This is a genomic window from Pseudonocardia sp. Ae717_Ps2 (assembly GCF_001932475.1).
In the GTDB taxonomy this organism is placed as follows: Bacteria; Actinomycetota; Actinomycetes; order Mycobacteriales; family Pseudonocardiaceae; genus Pseudonocardia.
In genome coordinates this window covers 1,714,523-1,731,556 of record NZ_MCIS01000001.1, presented here as the reverse complement: position 1 = coordinate 1,731,556, position 17,034 = coordinate 1,714,523, and the positions used below count along the sequence as shown (strand labels likewise).

The 17,034-nt window shown below is 75.2% G+C and carries 15 protein-coding genes; 8 read left to right on the top strand and 7 right to left on the bottom strand.

Annotated features, from left to right (window positions below; all coding sequences use genetic code 11):
* The first annotated feature begins 26 nt into the window (after positions 1-26).
* From Ae717Ps2_RS08325 to Ae717Ps2_RS40275, 5 genes are all read left to right on the top strand, one after another.
* The gene (locus Ae717Ps2_RS08325) at positions 27-2,915 is read left to right on the top strand and encodes an FAD-binding and (Fe-S)-binding domain-containing protein (RefSeq protein ID WP_233147491.1); all 2,889 of its coding nucleotides are present in this window, start codon (positions 27-29) and stop codon (positions 2,913-2,915) included.
* Between the two features lie 148 nt (positions 2,916-3,063).
* Positions 3,064-3,462: a hypothetical protein gene (locus Ae717Ps2_RS08320; RefSeq protein ID WP_139318674.1), complete on the top strand. Its 399-nt coding sequence runs from the start codon at positions 3,064-3,066 to the stop codon at positions 3,460-3,462.
* A 213-nt stretch (positions 3,463-3,675) separates the two neighbouring features.
* A complete protein-coding gene (locus tag Ae717Ps2_RS08315; RefSeq protein WP_233147490.1) occupies positions 3,676-5,178 on the top strand; it encodes an APC family permease in 1,503 nt (500 codons plus the stop codon).
* Positions 5,179-5,302: 124 nt separating this feature from the next.
* Positions 5,303-6,082, top strand: a complete 780-nt coding sequence (locus tag Ae717Ps2_RS08310) for a hypothetical protein (RefSeq protein ID WP_139318673.1) — start codon at positions 5,303-5,305, stop codon at positions 6,080-6,082.
* 147 nt (positions 6,083-6,229) lie between these two features.
* Positions 6,230-6,868: a C40 family peptidase gene (locus Ae717Ps2_RS40275; RefSeq protein ID WP_075305615.1), complete on the top strand. Its 639-nt coding sequence runs from the start codon at positions 6,230-6,232 to the stop codon at positions 6,866-6,868.
* Between the two features lie 53 nt (positions 6,869-6,921).
* Here the strand turns inward: Ae717Ps2_RS40275 and Ae717Ps2_RS08300 are convergent, their stop codons facing one another.
* A complete protein-coding gene (locus Ae717Ps2_RS08300; RefSeq protein WP_075305614.1) occupies positions 6,922-7,326 on the bottom strand; it encodes an STAS domain-containing protein in 405 nt (134 codons plus the stop codon).
* A 303-nt stretch (positions 7,327-7,629) separates the two neighbouring features.
* Complete coding sequence (locus Ae717Ps2_RS08295; RefSeq protein WP_020627269.1) at positions 7,630-8,424, bottom strand: SDR family NAD(P)-dependent oxidoreductase; 795 nt, start codon at positions 8,422-8,424, stop codon at positions 7,630-7,632.
* Between the two features lie 154 nt (positions 8,425-8,578).
* Here Ae717Ps2_RS08295 and Ae717Ps2_RS08290 point away from each other — a divergent pair, with 154 nt between their 5' ends.
* Complete coding sequence (locus Ae717Ps2_RS08290) at positions 8,579-9,211, top strand: TetR/AcrR family transcriptional regulator (RefSeq protein WP_083696111.1); 633 nt, start codon at positions 8,579-8,581, stop codon at positions 9,209-9,211.
* Between the two features lie 9 nt (positions 9,212-9,220).
* Here the strand turns inward: Ae717Ps2_RS08290 and Ae717Ps2_RS08285 are convergent, their stop codons facing one another.
* Entirely contained in the window at positions 9,221-10,000 is a 780-nt protein-coding gene (locus tag Ae717Ps2_RS08285; RefSeq protein WP_075334206.1) for an SDR family NAD(P)-dependent oxidoreductase, read from the bottom strand.
* Positions 10,001-10,114: 114 nt separating this feature from the next.
* Here Ae717Ps2_RS08285 and Ae717Ps2_RS08280 point away from each other — a divergent pair, with 114 nt between their 5' ends.
* On the top strand, positions 10,115-11,341 hold the full coding sequence (locus Ae717Ps2_RS08280; RefSeq protein ID WP_075305612.1) for a CdaR family transcriptional regulator: 1,227 nt from the start codon (positions 10,115-10,117) through the stop codon (positions 11,339-11,341).
* A 72-nt stretch (positions 11,342-11,413) separates the two neighbouring features.
* Positions 11,414-12,244: an alpha/beta fold hydrolase gene (locus tag Ae717Ps2_RS08275; RefSeq protein ID WP_075305611.1), complete on the top strand. Its 831-nt coding sequence runs from the start codon at positions 11,414-11,416 to the stop codon at positions 12,242-12,244.
* 6 nt (positions 12,245-12,250) lie between these two features.
* On the opposite strand, the gene Ae717Ps2_RS08270 is transcribed toward Ae717Ps2_RS08275, so the two are convergent.
* The 4 genes from Ae717Ps2_RS08270 to Ae717Ps2_RS08255 are packed head-to-tail and all read right to left on the bottom strand — an operon-like array spanning position 12,251 to position 16,976.
* Complete coding sequence (locus tag Ae717Ps2_RS08270; RefSeq protein ID WP_075305610.1) at positions 12,251-13,003, bottom strand: IclR family transcriptional regulator; 753 nt, start codon at positions 13,001-13,003, stop codon at positions 12,251-12,253.
* 15 nt (positions 13,004-13,018) lie between these two features.
* Complete coding sequence (locus Ae717Ps2_RS08265; RefSeq protein ID WP_075305609.1) at positions 13,019-14,224, bottom strand: cytochrome P450; 1,206 nt, start codon at positions 14,222-14,224, stop codon at positions 13,019-13,021.
* Between the two features lie 46 nt (positions 14,225-14,270).
* Positions 14,271-15,251, bottom strand: coding sequence for a PDR/VanB family oxidoreductase (locus Ae717Ps2_RS08260; protein ID WP_051050057.1), 981 nt, complete (start codon positions 15,249-15,251; stop codon positions 14,271-14,273).
* 54 nt (positions 15,252-15,305) lie between these two features.
* Positions 15,306-16,976: an FAD-binding dehydrogenase gene (locus Ae717Ps2_RS08255; RefSeq protein WP_075311545.1), complete on the bottom strand. Its 1,671-nt coding sequence runs from the start codon at positions 16,974-16,976 to the stop codon at positions 15,306-15,308.
* Between the last annotated feature and the right edge of the window lie 58 nt (positions 16,977-17,034).

Sequence of the window (17,034 nt, the reverse complement as noted above, 5' to 3'; positions counted from 1 at the left end):
TCCCACCACACGCCAGGAGCACCACCGTGACCCTCACCGGATCGCCCGCGGAGACATCGCCCACCGACCCGGCAGGCCGCCCGGCCCTGCTCGCCCTGCACGACCGGCTCGCCGCCGCGGTCCGGCCGGCCGCCGTCGCCACCCGGGCGATCGACCGGCTCCGGATGGCGCACGACGCGTCGCACTTCGCCCGTACCCCGGCCGCGGTGGTGACGGTGTCGAGCGCTGCCGAGGTCGCCGCGCTGTTCCGCGCGGCGGGCGGGGTGCCGGTGACGTTCCGCTCGGGCGGGACGAGCCTGTCCGGGCAGGGGGTCACCGACGGGATCCTCGTGGACGTCCGCCGGCACTTCCGCGACGTCGAGATCCTGGACGGCGGCGAGCGGGTGCGCGTCGGGCCCGGCGCGACGGTGCGCTCGGTCAACACCCGGCTCGCCCGGTACGGCCGGATGCTCGGCCCGGACCCGGCCAGCGAGGTCGCCTGCACCCTGGGCGGGGTCGTCGCGAACAACTCCTCCGGCATGGCCTGCGGCACCGCCGCGAACAGCTACGCGCTGCTCGACTCGGTCGAGCTCGTCCTGCCGTCGGGCACCACCCTGGACACCGGCGCACCCGGCGCCGACGACGAGCTGCGCGCCCGCGAGCCGCGGCTGTGGGCGGGCCTGGCCCGGCTGCGCGACCGGCTCCGCGGCGACACCGCGCTGCGCACCGAGATCGAGCGCCAGTTCGCGCTGAAGAACACCATGGGCTACGGCCTGAACTCCTTCCTCGACCACCACGACCCGGTGCAGATCCTGGCCCGGCTGCTCGTCGGCTCCGAGGGGACGCTCGCGTTCCTCGCCTCGATCACCATGCGCACCGTGCCGGTGCTCGCCCACACCCGTACCGGGCTGCTGGTGTTCGACGACCTCGCCGCCGCCAACCGGGCCCTGCCCGGCCTGGTGGACTCCGGCGCCGCGACGATCGAGCTGCTGGACGCGACGTCGCTGCGGGTCGGGCAGGGCGACACCGACGCCGACCCGCGGCTGCGCGCACTGACCGTCGACGAGCACGCCGCGTTCCTCGTGGAGTACCGCGGGCACACCGCCGACGAGGTCACCCAGCTCGCCGGGGACGCCTCCGGCCTGATCTCCGGGCTGCCACTGCGGGGCCCGCGGGAGCTGTCGGCGGACCCGGTCGCGAAGGCCGGTCTGTGGAAGCTGCGCAAGGCGCTCTACGCCAAGGTCGCGGGCGCCCGCCCGCCGGGCACCGCGGCGCTGCTGGAGGACGTCGCCGTACCCGTCCCGGACCTGCTCGCGACCTGCGAGGGCCTGATCGCGCTGTTCGCGGAGCACGACTACGACCACGCCGTGATCTTCGGGCACGCCAAGGACGGCAACGTCCACTTCATGCTGACCGAGACCCTCGACGACTCCGGCACGGCGGGCGGCCGGGACCGCTTCGGCCGGTTCACCGACGACATGGTCGACCTCGTGCTGGCCCACGGCGGGACGCTCAAGGCCGAGCACGGCACCGGCCGCATGATGTCGCCGTTCGTCCGCCGCCAGTACGGCGACGAGCTCTACGAGGTCATGCAGGAGATCAAACGGCTGTGCGACCCGCAGCGGGTCCTCTCCCCCGGCGTCGTCCTCGACGACGACCCCACCGCGCACCTGGCAGGTCTCAAGACCAACCCGGCCGTCGAGTCCGAGGTGGACCGCTGCGTGGAGTGCGGGTTCTGCGAGCCGGTCTGTCCCAGCCGCGACCTGACCACCACCCCGCGGCAGCGGATCGTGCTGCGCCGCGAGATGGCCGCCGCCCGGGCCGCGGGCGACGACGCCCTGCTCGCCGAGCTGGAGGCCGACTACGCCTACGACGGCGTCGACACCTGCGCCGTCGACGGCATGTGCGGCACCGCCTGCCCCGTCCTGATCAACACCGGTGACCTGGTGCGACGGCTGCGCGGCGAACGCGACCACGGCCCCGCCGGCGCGGGCTGGACCCTCGCCGCGAAGCACTGGGGCGCCACCACCCGGGCCGCCGGGCTGGCCCTCACGGTCGCGCGGGCCGTGCCCGGCGCCGCACCCGTCTCGGCGGCGCTGCGCCGGGTCGCCGACCCCGAGCAGGTGCCGCAGTGGAGCCCCGACCTGCCCCGCGGCGGCGGGCGCCGGGTCCCCGGCGGTCTGGTGTCCACCGACGCCGACCTCGTCCTGTTCTCCTCCTGCACCGGTGCCATGTTCGGCTCGGCGGGCCCCGGCGCGGGCGAGGCGTTCTCCCGCCTCTGCGGACGGGCGGGGCTGCGGGCGAGCGCACCCGCCGGCCTGGGGTCGCTGTGCTGCGGCACGCCGTGGAAGTCCAAGGGGCTGCACGACGGGTTCGCCGCGATGGCCGAGCGGGTCCTCCCCGCGCTGTGGACGACGAGCCGCGGCGGGGCGGTCCCGGTGGTGTCCGACGCGTCGTCGTGCACCGAGGGCCTGCGGGTGATGGTCGCGTCCGGGCCGGAACGCTACCGCGGCCTGCATGTCCTCGACGCCGTCGCGTTCACCGCCGAACGGATCCTGCCCGCGCTCACCGTGCCCGCCCGGCTGGCCCGGCTCGTCCTGCACCCGACCTGCTCGGCCACCCAGCTCGGCCTGCTCGACCCGCTGCGACGCCTGGCCGCGGCTGTCGCCGACGACGTCGTCGTCCCCGACTCGTGGAGCTGCTGCGGCTTCGCCGGGGACCGCGGGATGCTGCACCCGGAGCTGACCGCGGCGGCCACCGCCGGGCAGGCATGGGAGCTCGCCGGGGTCGACGCCGACGCCCACGCCTCCTGCAACCGCACCTGCGAGCTCGGCATGAGCCGGGCCACCGGCCGCGACTACGAACACGTCCTGGAGATCCTCGAACGCCTGACCCGTGCCGCACGTCCAGCAGTGACCAGGACTACACCGCACTGATCCGTTCGGGTGGCGCCATGAGCAGTTCTCGTGATCCTGACGCACCTTTTTCGGTCAAGTCCTTGTTTACAACCGGGTGGACAGGGCATGAATGTCCGTGATGCGCGCCTTCGTGGGGGCGGTGCGCACCCGGAAGGAGCACATGACCGTGACCGTGGTGACAGGTGGGTCCGCGGCGAGCGCCGTCATGGCCATCGTCCGCATCGAGGCGCCCGCGGGCGTCGAGGCGGACGTCGTGGAGGCCGAGCTGACCCGTGCCCTGCACACGCACCGCAAGCGTCCGATGACCGTCGAGCTGTCCCTGGCCGACGGCACCGGGCCTTGGCCACGTCGCGGACCGGCCCGGTACGCCTTCGTCGCCGTGCTGACCATGGCCGGGCACTCCGAGCCGGAGCGGCTCGCCGCCCGCATCGAGAAGACGGCCCGCAAGGCGATCCGGCGCCGCTTCGGCCGCCCGGCCACCGCCGAGGTCCGCACCGAGATCTCCGGCGCCGAGGCGGGCGCCTACTGGTTCAGCGTCCGGGGCACGCCGCACCGGCAGTGCTGAACCCCCGGCGGATCGGCCGGCCCACCCGGTGACCGGTCCGGTGGCCGGTCCGGGGCGTGAGACACGACACCGGCGTTTCCGTTCAGGTGCGCCCGTGCCGCATCCTGTGTGCCGCCGCCGACCCGGGCGGGCGCAGACGAGACGGGGAACGACCGTGCCCACCATCCTCACCGCCGAGATCGGCGGTTGACCGCCGCCGCACCGCCTCCCCTCGTGGAGGCCGGCCCGAAGGGGCTCCGGACCGGAGCGCTGGGCCTGTGGGGCAACACCGTCATCGGGCTCGGCGCCACCGCGCCCGCCTACAGCCTGGCCGCGACGCTCGGCTACGTCGTCCTCGCCGTCGGCGAGAAGGCGCCCGCGATGTTCCTCGTCGCGTTCGTGCCGATGCTGTTCGTCGCCGTCGCCTACCGCGAGCTGAACCGCGCGGTCCCCGACTGCGGGACCACGTTCACCTGGGGCACCAAGGCCTTCGGGCCGTGGGTCGGCTGGATGGGCGGCTGGGGCGTCGCGGTGTCGGCGATCATCGTGCTGGCCAACGTCGCCGAGATCGCCGCCGTCTACACCCTGCGCGCGCTCGGGTTCGACGCCGCCGCGGACAACACCCTGGTCAAGGTCGGTGTCGGGGTGCTGTTCATCCTGGTCATGACCTGGATCAGCCACCGCGGGATCGTGCTGTCCGAGCGGTTCCAGAACGCGCTGATCGTCTTCCAGATCGTGGTGCTCGCCGTGCTGGCCGCCGGTGCGCTGTGGCTGGTGTACTCCGGCGACGCCGGCCCGCAGGCCGTGCTGCCCAGCTGGAGCTGGTTCGACCCGACCGGGATCTCCGGCTCGGCCGCGGCGCAGGCACTGATCCTGTGCATCTTCGTCTACTGGGGCTGGGACGCCTGTCTGGCCGTCGGCGAGGAGACCCGCGGCTCGACGAGCACCCCGGGCCGGGCCGCGCTGCTGGCCACGGTGATCCTGCTGGCGATCTACGTCGTCGTTGCCGTCGCGCTGCAGTCCTACGCCGGGTTCGGCGCGACCGGGATCGGCCTGGCGAACCCCGAGCACTCCGAGGACGTGCTCACCCTGCTCGGCGCGCCGATGGGCGGCACGGCGCTCACCGCGGTGCTGCTGCTGACCGTCGCGGTGTCGGCGGCGTCGTCGACCCAGACCACGATCCTGCCCACCGCGCGCGGCGCGCTGGCGATGGCCGTCTACGGGGCGGTCCCGCCTCGCTTCGGCAGCGTCCACCCCCGCTACGCGACGCCCGGGTTCGCCACCGTCGTCATGGGCCTGTCCGCGGTGGTCTTCTACCTCGTGCTGGGCCTGGTCAGCTCGGACGCGCTGCTCGACACCGTCGCCTCGCTCGGCCTGGCCGTGGCGTTCTACTACGGCATCACCGCCTTCGCCTGCGTCTGGTACTTCCGGCGCACCCTGCTGCGCTCACCACGCGACCTGCTGATGCGCGGCCTGCTGCCGCTGCTCGGCGGGGTGGTCATGGTGTGGGCGTTCGTGCAGAGCTCGATCGACATGCTCGACCCCGGCTACGGCGAGACCTCCTTCGGCCCGGTCGGCGGGGTGTTCGTGATCGGCGTCGGCATGATCGCGCTCGGTGTGCCGCTGATGCTGGCCTGCGCGGTGCGGCTGCGGCCGTTCTTCCGCGGCGAGACCCTCGACGAGAACACCCCGGTGCTCGTCCCGGAGACCGGTGAGCCGCCCTACGGCGGTTCCTAGACCACACGGGGAGCGACCGGTCACCGCCCCCATCCGGTGACGGTCCCGACGGAACGGACCGACGACGCATCCGCCCAGGTGGGGGGCCGCCACGACGATCATGACCTCGCGTACGGTGCGGCCCATGGCTTCCGACACGAGCAGGTCCACGGACAGCGGCACCGCGACCGGTACCCCGGAGACCGACGACGCGTCCGGCTCCGTCGCGACGGACCGGACGACCACGACCGGCACGACCGACACGACCGGCGGCACCGGAGCCGACTCCCCCGCCACCGACGCCCCCGCGACCCCGGCCGGGAGCGCACCGACCGCCGCCGGGAGCACGGAGGCGACCGACACGACCGACACCGGCGCGGCCACGGGCGACTCGTCCACCGCGGCGACGCCCGCGCCGACCGGGTCCGACACCCCGGCCGACACCGCGGCGGCCACCCCCACCTCCGAGGCGACCACCGGGACGACCTCGGCGACGACCTCCGGGACGACCTCCGGTGGTGGGCTCGCCGGAGCCGGCGCCGTCGTCGCCGCGGGGCTCGGCCTCGCCTCGCTCACCGGCACCTCGGTCGGCGACATGCTGCGCGAGCGCGAGTCGCTCGTCGGGCAGATCCAGGCCGCGACCGGCAGCCCCGGCGACACCATCGAGTCCTTCTACGGCGCGCCCTGGGACGTCGCCGCCCTGGTCAACGGTGTCGTCGCGCTGGTCGCGGTGCTCGTCGGGCTCGTCCTGGTCCTCGGCCCGGCCGCCCGGCCCGCCGCGGGCGCCTGGGTCCGGCCGGTCGCACTCGGCGGCCTCGTGCTCGGCGTCCTGGGCCTGCTGGTCTCCGGCGGGATGTACCTCGACCTGTTCGCCTCGACGCCGGTGCTCCCGCAGATGCCGGGCATCCCCGGCCTCGGCGGCTGACCCGCCCCTCCGGCCAGCCCCGAGCGCGCGTCCCGAGACGGCGCATCCCGTGGCGGCACCGACCGGGTCGCCCCGTTCACCCGCTCGATCGCTTCCGCTACCGGTCGCCCCGGTCCCGTCCCTAGGTTCGACGCAGGTCACCGCCCGGTGACCGCGTCGCACCCGCCGACCGCGGGCGACCGGGAGGAACCGACCGGGATGAACACCGTGCCGCTCCGGTCCCCGTTCGCGACGACGCTCCTGGCCGTGGTCCTGCTGCTCGTCACCGGCGGTGTCGCCGCGGCCGGGCCGCCGGGGACGCCCGAGCAGCGGGCGGCGACCGCGGTCGAGGTCGCCCTGCGCCAGGTGGGGCTGCCGTTCGTCTGGGGCGGCAACGGGCCGGAGAACGGCGACCGCGGATTCGACTGCTCCGGGCTGACCGCCTTCGCCTACGGCAAGGCCGGTGTCGTCCTGCCGCGGACCGCGCACGCTCAGTACCGCCGCGGCCCGCAGGTGCCCGCCGGGGCCGCGCTGCACCCGGGTGACCTGGTCTTCTACGGCACCGTCGACAAGGTCCAGCACGTCGGTCTGTTCGTCGGGCAGGACCGGATGGTGAGCGCGCCGACGTTCGGGATGCCGGTGCAGACCTCCTGGTACCGGTGGCGCGGCGACGACTACCTCGGCGCGACCCGCCCGGCGCAGGCCACCGACGGCGTCCCGGACCCGGCGCTGCGCGAGACCCCGGACCCGTCGATCCCGGACGAGCCCTGGTTCGACGCGCCCGCCGCGCCACCGCTGCCCCGATGACCGCGCGGCCCGCCGGCCCGCGCGACGACAACGCTGCCGCCCACGCGCCGGGGTCAGGACGCGTCGGCGACCGGCACATCGACCGCGACCACGGTGAGACCGGGGCCCGGGACCAGCCGCAGCGCGCGTGCCGCCGGCGCGGCCGGGTCCAGCACCACCACCAGGGAGGCGCCCGTGGCCCGGGCGCGGTCCGCGGCCGCACGCAGCATCGCCACACCACGCAGCCCGAGGAACCCCACCGCGTTCAGGTCCAGGACGACCCGGCCACCGGGCGCGGAGTCCACCGCGGCGAGCACCCGCGCCTCGACCGAGGGGCCGGTCGCGAGGTCGATCTCGCCGGACACGCCGATGACGACGGTCGCGGCGCCGCCGGGTCCGACGTGGACCTGCGGGTCGGTGGTGACGGTGTCGGGCGCCGGGACGGCGAGGAGACGACGGGATGGCGTGGGCGCGGTCATGTGTCCGCCAGGGGGAGGTGGGGTCGGTCCCCCACTACGAGGAGGGTCGACCCGTGGTGCCGTCGGAGCACGGAGCTGTACCGGACGGCCGAACGGCGACGGCCCCCGAGAGGGTGTCGCCCGTGAGAGGCATCGAGCAGATCCGGTCGTCGGATCGACGAGCCCGGAACGTCACCGTAGCCGTCGTCGACACCGGGTGTCCAGGGTGCGGTCCGCTCCTCCGCCGGACCGGCGCCCCGACGCACTCCGCGGGGGCCTCGCCGCCCGGGCCCGGCGCTCCCGGGCGGCGAGGACCCCGGCGGGTCACATGCCCATGCCGCCGTCGACCGGCAGGCCGGCACCGTTGACGAACCGGGCGGCGTCCGACGCCAGGAATGCGACCACGTCGGCGATGTCGGCGACCTCGCCGAGCCGACCCGACGGGGTCAGCTCGACCACCGCGCCGACGGCGGCCTCCGGGCTCTCGAACAGCCCGAGCCCGGCGGTCTCGACCGCGAGCTTCTGCCCCATCGCGGTCGGGACGAGCCCGGGGTACACGCAGTTGACCCGCACCCCGTAGCCGAGCTTGCCCGACTCCATCGCCGCGACCCGGGTGAGCCGGTCGACGCCGGACTTGGTCGCGGAGTAGCCGCCGATGGCGGGGAAAGCGATGGTCGCGGCCACCGAGGCCACGTTGATCACGGCCCCGCCGCGGCCGGCCGCGCCACCCGGGCGCATGGCGCGGAAGGCGTGCTTGATGCCGAGCATCGTGCCGAGCAGGTTGACCTCGAGCATCCGGCGGACGTCGTCGGGCTCGGTGTCGGCGAGCAGCTGGGTGACCTCGACGCCCGCGTTGTTGACGACGACGTCGAGTCCGCCGAACCGCTCCACCGTCTCGGCGACGGCGCTGGTCCAGGAGGCGTCGTCGGTGACGTCCAGGTGCACGAACCCGTGCTGCTCGCCGAGGGACTTCGCGAGCGTGCCGCCCGCCTCGTCCTGCAGGTCGGCGACGACGACCCGGCCACCGGAGTCGGCCAGCGCGCGGGCCATCCCCTCGCCCAGTCCCTGTGCTCCCCCGGTCACGAGCACGGTGCGTCCGGTCAGGTCGATCTGCGTCACGGCGACTCCAGTGTCGATCGGTGATGTGGGCCACAGGCTGCCGCGATCTCTGACCAGTTGTCAAGACATTGTCGGTCGGGCGTCCAGAACACCGGCGTCGGAGGCGCGCCGGTCGGTTACAGTGGCCCCCTGGCGGACGACGGGAGGGGGCCGCGTGGCACGGGCGAACCCGGTCGACAAGCACGACGCGCGCCGTCGCGCACTGGCGGACTCTGCCCTGCAGACCCTCGGCGAGCTCGGTTACGCGCGGGCGTCGCTGCGCGAGATCGCCCAGAACTCCCCGTACAGCCACGGCGTCGTGCACTACTACTTCGCCGACAAGCTGGAGCTGATCGTCTACTGCGTGCGGCAGTACAAGGCGGTGTGCGTGACCCGCTACGACGGCGCCGTCGCCGACGCGACGACCGCGGACGGCCTGGTCACCGCGTTCGCGGACACCTTGTGCCAGACGATCGTCGACGAGGCCCCGATGCACCGCCTCTGGTACGACCTGCGCGCCCAGAGCATGTTCGAGCCGAACCTGCGCGAGGCCGTCGGGCAGATCGACCGCACCCTGGAGGACATGGTGTGGCGGGTCGTCACCCGGTACGCCGAGCTCGCCGGCACCACGGTCGCGCTCAGCCCGCACGCCGCCTACGGGATGGTCGACGGCGTGTTCCAGCAGGCCCTGCTGGGGTTCCTCACCGGCGACGACCCGCACGCGCTGGACACCCTGCGCACCGAGGTCCGCGACCTGCTGCCGCTGACCCTGCGCCCGGTGCCGGTCGGCGCGGGCGCCGGGGCCTGATCCCGGATCTCACCGTGACCGCGCGGACAGCCCGCCGTCCACGGGCAGGCAGACGCCGTTGACGTAGGCGGCGCGGTCGGAGGCGAGGAACACCGCGGCCTGCGCGACGTCGTGTGGCGACCCCATGCGGCCGGTCGGGCTGGCCTCGTGCCGGGCGGCCAGCGCATCGGGGTCGTCGACGACCTGCTCGCGCACCATCGGGGTGTCGATCAGCCCGGGAAGGAGCGCGTTGGCGCGGATCCCCTCGCGTGCGTACGTCAGCGCCAGCGACACCGTGAGCTGGTCCAGGCCGGCCTTCGCCGCGCTGTAGACCGGGTAGACGTAGCCGGTGTCGCGGATGGCGGCCAGCGACGACACGTTCACGATCGCCCCGCGGCCGGCGGCGCGCAGGTGCGGCAGCGTGTGCCGGCAGGTCAGGTAGGCGCTGGTCAGGTTGATCGCGAGCCCCCGGTTCCAGTCGGCGAGGTCCAGCCCGGTGACCTCGCCGGGCACCACGGCACCGACGTTGTTGTGCAGCACGTGCGGCACACCGAGGGTGTCGACGATCCGGGCGACGGCGCGGGCGACGGCGCCGTCGTCGGTGACGTCGGCGGTCACGGCCAGCGCCGTGCCACCCGCGCCGGTGATCGCCGCGGCCACCCGGGCCGCCTCCGCGGCGTCGCGGTCGACCGCGGCGACCACCGCGCCGGCGTCGGCGTAGGCCAGCGCCGCCGCCTCCCCGTTGCTCAGCCCCCGCCCCGCGGACCCCGCGCCGAACACCACGGCCACCCGGCCCTCCAGCTCCCGCACCGGACCCTCCTCGCCTCGCCGTCCCCCGTCACCCTGCGCCCGCGACGGGGAGCGCGGACACCGACCGCCGACGAGCACCCCCGCCGCCGAGTGCTCCGTCTGTAGGATCGCGGCGTGCTCGGCGACGCGGCGACGACGCTGATCGACCGGCTCGCCGACGAGCTGTCCCGGTCGGTCGTCGTCGACGACCCCGCCGTGCAGGTCCTCTACGCCAGCGCGCACTACGGCGACGCCGACGAGACCCGCGTCGCGGCCGTGCTCAACCGCGGCGCCGAGCCGCGGATCCGCGGCTACGTGCTGTCCCAGGGGGTCCTGACCTGGACCCGCGCCGGGATCATCCCGGCCAGCGAGGAGCTGGGCATGCACGCCCGGGTCTGCGTCCCGGTGCGCTGGGAGGGCAGGCTGCTGGCGCTGCTCATGGTGATGGACGCCGACGGCTCGCTCACCACCGGCGAGCTCGGACGGATCACCGAGGTCGCCGACCGGCTCGCGTTGCCGCTGCTGGACCTGGCGCGCACCGCCGACGCGGCCCACGAGGACGACCGCCGGGTGCTCGACCTCGTCGGCGACGACCCGGCGGCCCGGTCCCGGGCCGCCGCCGCGCTCGCCGGGACGGGCCGGGCCCCACGGCCGGGCGCGGTCGCCGCCGTCGTCGCGGTCCCCGGGGCCGGTGAGGACAGGGAGCACGCCCGGATCGCCCTGCGGACGGCCCTGTCCGGGCGCCGCCCCGACGACCCGTGCGGGTGGCTCACCGCGGTCACCGGCAGCACCGCGGTGCTGCTCGCCGACCCCCCGGCGGCGGGCGCCGGGGACCTTCCCGGGCGGGTGCACCGGGTCGTCGACCGGGTCGCGGAGCTGGCCCACGGCCGGTTCCGCTGTGTCGCCGGGATCGGCGGGCCGGTCGCCGCGCCGGAACTGCTCGCCGGGTCGGTCGCGCAGGCCCGGACCGCCTGCACGGCCGCGGAGCTGGGCCTGCGGCCCCCGGTGGCCCGGTGGTCGGAGCTCGGGGCGCTCGGCCCGCTGCTCGCGGTCCCGCCGGACCACCTGACCGAGGAGACCCTCCCGGCCGAGGTGCACCGGCTCCGCGCCGCCGACCCCGACGGGCGGCTGGTCGCGACCGTCCGCGCCTACCTCGACGAGGCGGGCAACGGCCCGGCCGCGGCCGCCCGCCTGCACATCCACCGCACCTCGCTCTACTACCGGCTCGACCGGGTCACCCGGCTCACCGGCCTCGACGTCTCCGACGGCGCGACCCGGCTGGCGCTGCACCTGGGGCTCACCGCGCTCGACGTCATCGAGGCCCGGGCTCACCTTCGACAGTCGGAGCACGGAACGGCCTGATCACTCGTCCGGCGGAGGTGGTGACCGGAGCCACAGCGCCCCAGACTCTCCGCGGACCCGAGGAGGACACCGATGCCCACCTTCACCACCGCCGACGGTGTGACGCTCGACTTCCGCGACTCCGGCGGCGACGGCGTCCCGCTGGTGATGCTGCACGGCTGGGGACAGACCCAGGCGATGTTCACCCACCAGCTCACCGGACTCGGCTCCGGCCGCCGCGTGGTCACCTACGACCAGCGCGGGCACGGCGTCTCCGACAAGCCCCACCACGGCTACCGCATCGCCCGGCTCGCGCAGGACCTCGTCGAGCTGCTCGACCACCTCGGGCTCGACCGCGCCGACCTGCTCGGCTGGTCGATGGGCGCCTCGGTGCTGTGGAGCCACATCGACACCCACGGCACCGGCCGGATCCGCAGGCTGGTGCTGGTCGACCAGCCGGCGGCCGTCGCGGCGGTGCCGTGGATGTCGGTGGACGAGCAGGCCGGGTCGGGGGCGATCTTCGACGTCGGCGGCCTGCTCGACCTGGCCGCGAACCTCGCCGGACCGGAGGGCCCGAAGGTGCGGGAGGCGTTCGTCCGCTCGATGTTCTCCGGCACCCCCGCCGAGGACGTCTGGTCCCTGGTCGCCCGGGAGATCACCCACACACCCGCCCACGCCGGAGTGCCGCTGCTGTTCGACCACTGCGCCCAGGACTGGCGCGACGTACTGCCCCGGATCGACGTCCCGACGCTGGTCGTCGGCTGCGAGGGCAGCCACGTGAGCCCGGAGTCGCAGCGCTGGATCGCCGAGCGCGTCCCGGGTGCGCGGCTGCACGTGTTCGGGACCGACGAGGCGAACTCGCACTTCGTGTTCCTGGAGAACCCCGCCGCGTTCGACGCGGTGGTCGAGGACTTCCTGGGCTGAACGCCCTCACGGCGCGGGGTCTCCCCCGGCGTGCGCCCGGGCGATGCCGTGGGCCGCGGCGCGCAGGGCCGGGACGAGGGTGCGAGCCCGGCCGTCGCGCGGCTGCACCGTCGACAGCGCCGCGACGACGGCCCCGTCCCGGCCCCGCACCGGGACCGCGACGCCGGTCGCGTCGGGGTGCACGTGGCCCTCGGTGACGACGTGGCCGTCACGCCGGACGCGGGCGAGCAGGACCCGCAACCGGGCCGGATCGGTCACCGTGGCGGACGTCCGTCGTTCCAGGGGTGCCGCGAGGACGCGTTCCTGCTGGTCGGGCGGCGCGTGGGCGAGCAGGACCAGACCGGACGACGAGACGTGCAGCGGCAGCCGCCCTGCGATCCGGGTCAGGTTGACGACCGCCCCGGGGGCGGAGAGGCGTTCGAGGAAGATGACCTCGTCGCCGTCGAGGACGCCCAGCTGCACGTGGTGCCCGACGACGGCGTGCAGGTCCCCGAGGAACGGCAGCGCGGCGGCCCGCAGGGTCAGCGTCGGCGACGCCCGCTGCCCCAGCTCCCACAGCCGCATCCCGATCCGCAGCCGACCGGAGCCGGTCCGCGTGAGCAGGCCCTGCTCGACCAGCTGCCCGACCAGCCGCGACGCGGTGGCGACGTGCAGCCCCGATGCCCGGGCGATCTCGGCGACGCCCAGCTCGGGCCGCCCCGGCTCGAACACCGACAGGATCCGCACCGCCCGGGCCAGTACCGGTTCGCCCGCGACCACGGGTGGAGTGTGCACCTAGGCGGGGGTGACCCGCAGCGGCATCGACGCCCAGGCCCGCATGGTGTTGTTGGGCCGTCGGCGCGGTGGACCGGCGGGCTCGATGGTCGCGACCCGCGCGGCGAGCGCCCGCAGCACCGACTCGGCCTCCAGCCGGGCGACGTGCTGGCCGACGCACTGGTGCAGGCCCATCCCGAACCCGACGTGCCCGGACGGGTCGCGGCCCAGGTCGAAGGTGCCCGCGTCGGGTCCCCAGAACCGCGGGTCCCGGTTCGCCGACCCCAGGAACATCAGCACCTTGCGCCCGGCCGGGACACCCACGCCGGCGATCTCGGTGTCGGTCGCCGTCGTCCGGAAGAAGGTCTGCACCGGCGACTCCCAGCGCACGGCCTCGTCGAACGCGACGCGGGCGAGCCCGGGGTCGGCACGCAGCCGCGCCCACTGCTCCGGGTGCGTGGCGACGGCGTGCAGCACCGCCGCGAGCCCGGTGACGGTGGTGTCGACCCCGGCCGACAGCAGCGACCGCACGACGAGCGGGGCCTGCTCGGGGGTCAGGTCACCGCGGTCGGCGGCGGCCCAGATGTCGGCGCCGAAGCCGTCGGCGGCCAGTGCCTCCCTGGCGCACTGCGCGTTCACCCACGCCGAGAGCTCCCCGAGCCGCGGCAGCTTCTCCTCCAGCAGCGCGTTGCGCGGCCCGAACGCGTTGAACAGCAGGTCGCCGTAGGGCAGCAGGTTCTCCCGGCCCGCCTCGGGCAGCCCGACGGCGTCGGGGAACACCCGCAGCGGGAACGCCTCGGCGATCGCCGGGACGGCGTCGAACTCGTTCCCACCGGCCAGCACCTCGTCGACGAGCGCCGCGGCGTCGGCGGCCCAGCGGTCCCGCAGCACGCGCAGCGCCCGGGGGCCGAGGACCTTCCCCAGCACCCGGCGCGGCGCGTCGTGGTGCGGCGGGTCGGCCTCCAGCAGCAGCGACGGCGGCCGCCACGGCGCCTCGGTGTGGAAGTTCGCCAGCCCCACCCCGGCCCCGGACCGGAAGGACTGCCAGTCGACGAGCGCGGCCCGGACGTCGGCGTGGCGGCCGAGGGCGAGCACGTCGTAGCGGGTGAGCCGGACCAGCGGGCCGGCCGCGCGCAGCTGCTCGTGGAACGGGAGCGGGTCGGTGAGGACCTCGGGGGCGAACGGGTCGACGTCGGTGGTGGGCAGGTGGTCGAGCGCGGCCGTCATGGGCGCTGCCTTCCGTTCGGGGCGGGTACGGCTCAGACACGACCCATTAGAGGTCGAGGACCAGGCGCGGGCCGACCGAGCGCGAGACGCAGACGAGCATGCAGTCGGCGGCGGCGCGCTCGTCGTCGTCGAGGACGGAGTCGCGGTGGTCCGGGACACCGGCCAGGACGGTCGTCTCGCAGGTCCCGCAGGTGCCCTGCCGGCAGGAGGACAACACGTCGACGCCGGCGTCGGCGACCGCGTCGAGGACGCTGCGCCCGGGTGGCACGGTCACGTCGGTCCCGCGGCGGGCGAGGTGGACCTCGAACGCGGTGTCGCGGACGGCGCCGGTCGCCCGCGGGACGAAGCGCTCGGTCCGCACGGTGTGCGACGGCCATCCGGCCGTGGCCCGTGCCAGCGCCGCGAGCAGCGGGGCGGGTCCGCAGCCGTAGACCCGGGTGTCCGGCGCGGGCGTGCCCAGGAAGCCGGGCAGGTCGAGCAGCCCCTGTTCGTCCTGGGGGACGGTCCGGACCCGGTCCCCGTGCGCCGCGAGCTCCGCGGTGAACGCCATCGACCCGCGGGTGCGGCCGCCGTAGAGCAGCGCCCAGTCGGCGCCGAGCAGGTCCGCCGTGGCGATCATCGGGAGGATCGGGGTGATCCCGATACCGCCCGCGACGAACAGGTAGCGCGGGGCCGGGACCAGCCCGAAGTTGTTGCGCGGCCCGCCGAGCCCGATCTCGTCGCCGACGGCGAGCCGGTCGTGGACCCAGGCCGAGCCGCCGCGCCCGGCGGCCTCGCGCAGGACGGCGACGCGGTAGCGGTGGGCGTCCCACCGGTCCCCGCACAGCGAGTACTGGCGGGTGTGCCCGCCGGGGAGGACGAGGTCGACGTGCGCGCCGGGGGTCCAGTCCGGCAGCCGCCCGCCGTCGGCGGCGACCAGCTCCAGCGACACCACGCCGTCGGACTCGCGCCGGCGGCCCGCCACCCGGACCGTGCGGTTCTCGGCACCGGTCACCGTTGCTCCCCTCGTCGTCGAGGAGCCGAGCATCCGTCGCGCGACCGCCGCCCGGGAAGGCGGGTCTCGCTCAGTGAGAGACGGGGTTCAGAGGGCCCCGGCGAGGCTGCGTCCGGCGGCGCGGCCGGAGAAGATGCAGCCGCCGAGGAACGTGCCCTCCAGCGCGTTGTACCCGTGCACCCCGCCCCCGCCGAACCCGGCGGCCTCCCCCGCCGCGTAGAGCCCGGGGATCGGCTCGCCGCGGGTGTCGAGGGCTCGGGACTGCAGGTCGGTCTGGATCCCGCCGAGGGTCTTGCGGGTCAGCACGTGCAGCTTCACCCCGATCAGCGGCCCGGCGGCGGGGTCGAGGATCCGGTGCGGCGCGGCGACCCGCCCGATCCGGTCGCCGAGCGAGCGGCGGGCGTTGTGGATGCCCTGGACCTGGGCGTCCTTGCTGTAGGGGTTCGCCAGCTGCCGGTCGCGGGCCTCGATCTGGCCGCGGATCAGGGCCGGGTCGAGCGGCGGGGCGTCGGTGCGGGCGTTCATCCCCGCGACGAGATCGTCGAGGGTGTCGGCGACGACGAAGTCCTCCCCGTGGGTCGTGAACGCCTGGACCGGGCCGGGCGCGCCCCTGCTGAGCAGACGTTCGCGGAGGAAGGCCGCGCGGCGCCCGGAGGTGATGTCGGGGTTCTGCTCCGAGCCCGACAACGCGAACTCCTTCTCGATGATCTTGCGGGTGAGCACGAACCAGGAGTGGTCGTAGGGCGCGATGTCCGGGGTGGTGCGCAGGTGGCGCAGGGTGCCGAGGGTGTCGTAGCCGGGCAGGTACGGCGCGGGCAGCCGCCTGCCCAGCGCGTCGAACCACATCGACGACGGACCGGGCAGGATCCGGATGGCGTGGCCGGGCCAGACCGGGTCCCAGTTCACGACGCCCTCGGTGTAGTGCCACATGCGGTCGCGGTTGACCAGCCGCACGCCCGCGTCGGCGGCGATGTCGAGCATCCGACCGTCCACGTAGGCCGGCACCCCGGTGATCATCGACGACGGCGGCGTGCCCATCCGCTCCGGCCAGTACCGGCGGACCATCTCGTGGTTCGCGCCGATCCCCCCGGTGGCCAGCACCACCGCGGGCGCGGAGAGCGTGAACTCCCCCGTCACGTCGCGGTTGCTGGGGGCCCCGCGCGGCGAGTCGTCCGGGGCGAGGAGGGCACCGCGGACGCCGGTGACGTTGCCGTCGGTGCGGACCAGCTCGTCGACGCGGTGTCGGTGGTGGAAGGTCACGAGCCCGGCCTCGGCGGCGCGCAGCGCGGAGTCGACGAACGGTCCGACGACGCCGGTGCCGGTCCCCCAGCTCACGTGGAAGCGGGGCACGGAGTTCCCGTGGCCGGTCGCGGTGAGGTCGCCGCGCTCGGCCCAGCCGACCGTGGGGAGGAAGGAGATGCCCAGCTCGGTGAGGTAGGAGCGCTTCTCCCCGGCGGCGAACTCGACGTAGGCGCGGGCCCAGCGCGCGGCGTGGGTGTCCTCGTCGTCGAGGCGGTCGAACCCGGCGCTGCCCTGCCAGTCGCTCCAGGCCAGCTCGACCGAGTCGTGCACCCGCATGCGGCGCTGCTCGGGGCTGTCGACGAGGAAGATGCCGCCGAAGGACCACCACGCCTGCCCACCGAGGTCGACGGGTCCCTCCTGGTCGACGACGGCGACCCGGCGGCCCCGCCGGGTCAGCTCGTGCGTGGCGACCAGTCCGGCCAGCCCGGCCCCGACGACGATCACGTCCGCGTCCATCCCACTCCGTTCGTCGCCGGCCCACCGCACCCCGACGGGGCGGCCGGTGGACACAGAC

Coding starts and splice junctions, on each gene's coding strand:
- Ae717Ps2_RS08310 (WP_139318673.1), top strand. CDS start 5,303: ATGGCTTCCGACACGAGCAGGTCCACGGACAGCGGCACCGCGACCGGT.
- Ae717Ps2_RS08300 (WP_075305614.1), bottom strand. CDS start 7,326: ATGACCGCGCCCACGCCATCCCGTCGTCTCCTCGCCGTCCCGGCGCCC.
- Ae717Ps2_RS08275 (WP_075305611.1), top strand. CDS start 11,414: ATGCCCACCTTCACCACCGCCGACGGTGTGACGCTCGACTTCCGCGAC.
- Ae717Ps2_RS08265 (WP_075305609.1), bottom strand. CDS start 14,224: ATGACGGCCGCGCTCGACCACCTGCCCACCACCGACGTCGACCCGTTC.
- Ae717Ps2_RS08260 (WP_051050057.1), bottom strand. CDS start 15,251: ATGCTCGGCTCCTCGACGACGAGGGGAGCAACGGTGACCGGTGCCGAG.
- Ae717Ps2_RS08255 (WP_075311545.1), bottom strand. CDS start 16,976: ATGGACGCGGACGTGATCGTCGTCGGGGCCGGGCTGGCCGGACTGGTC.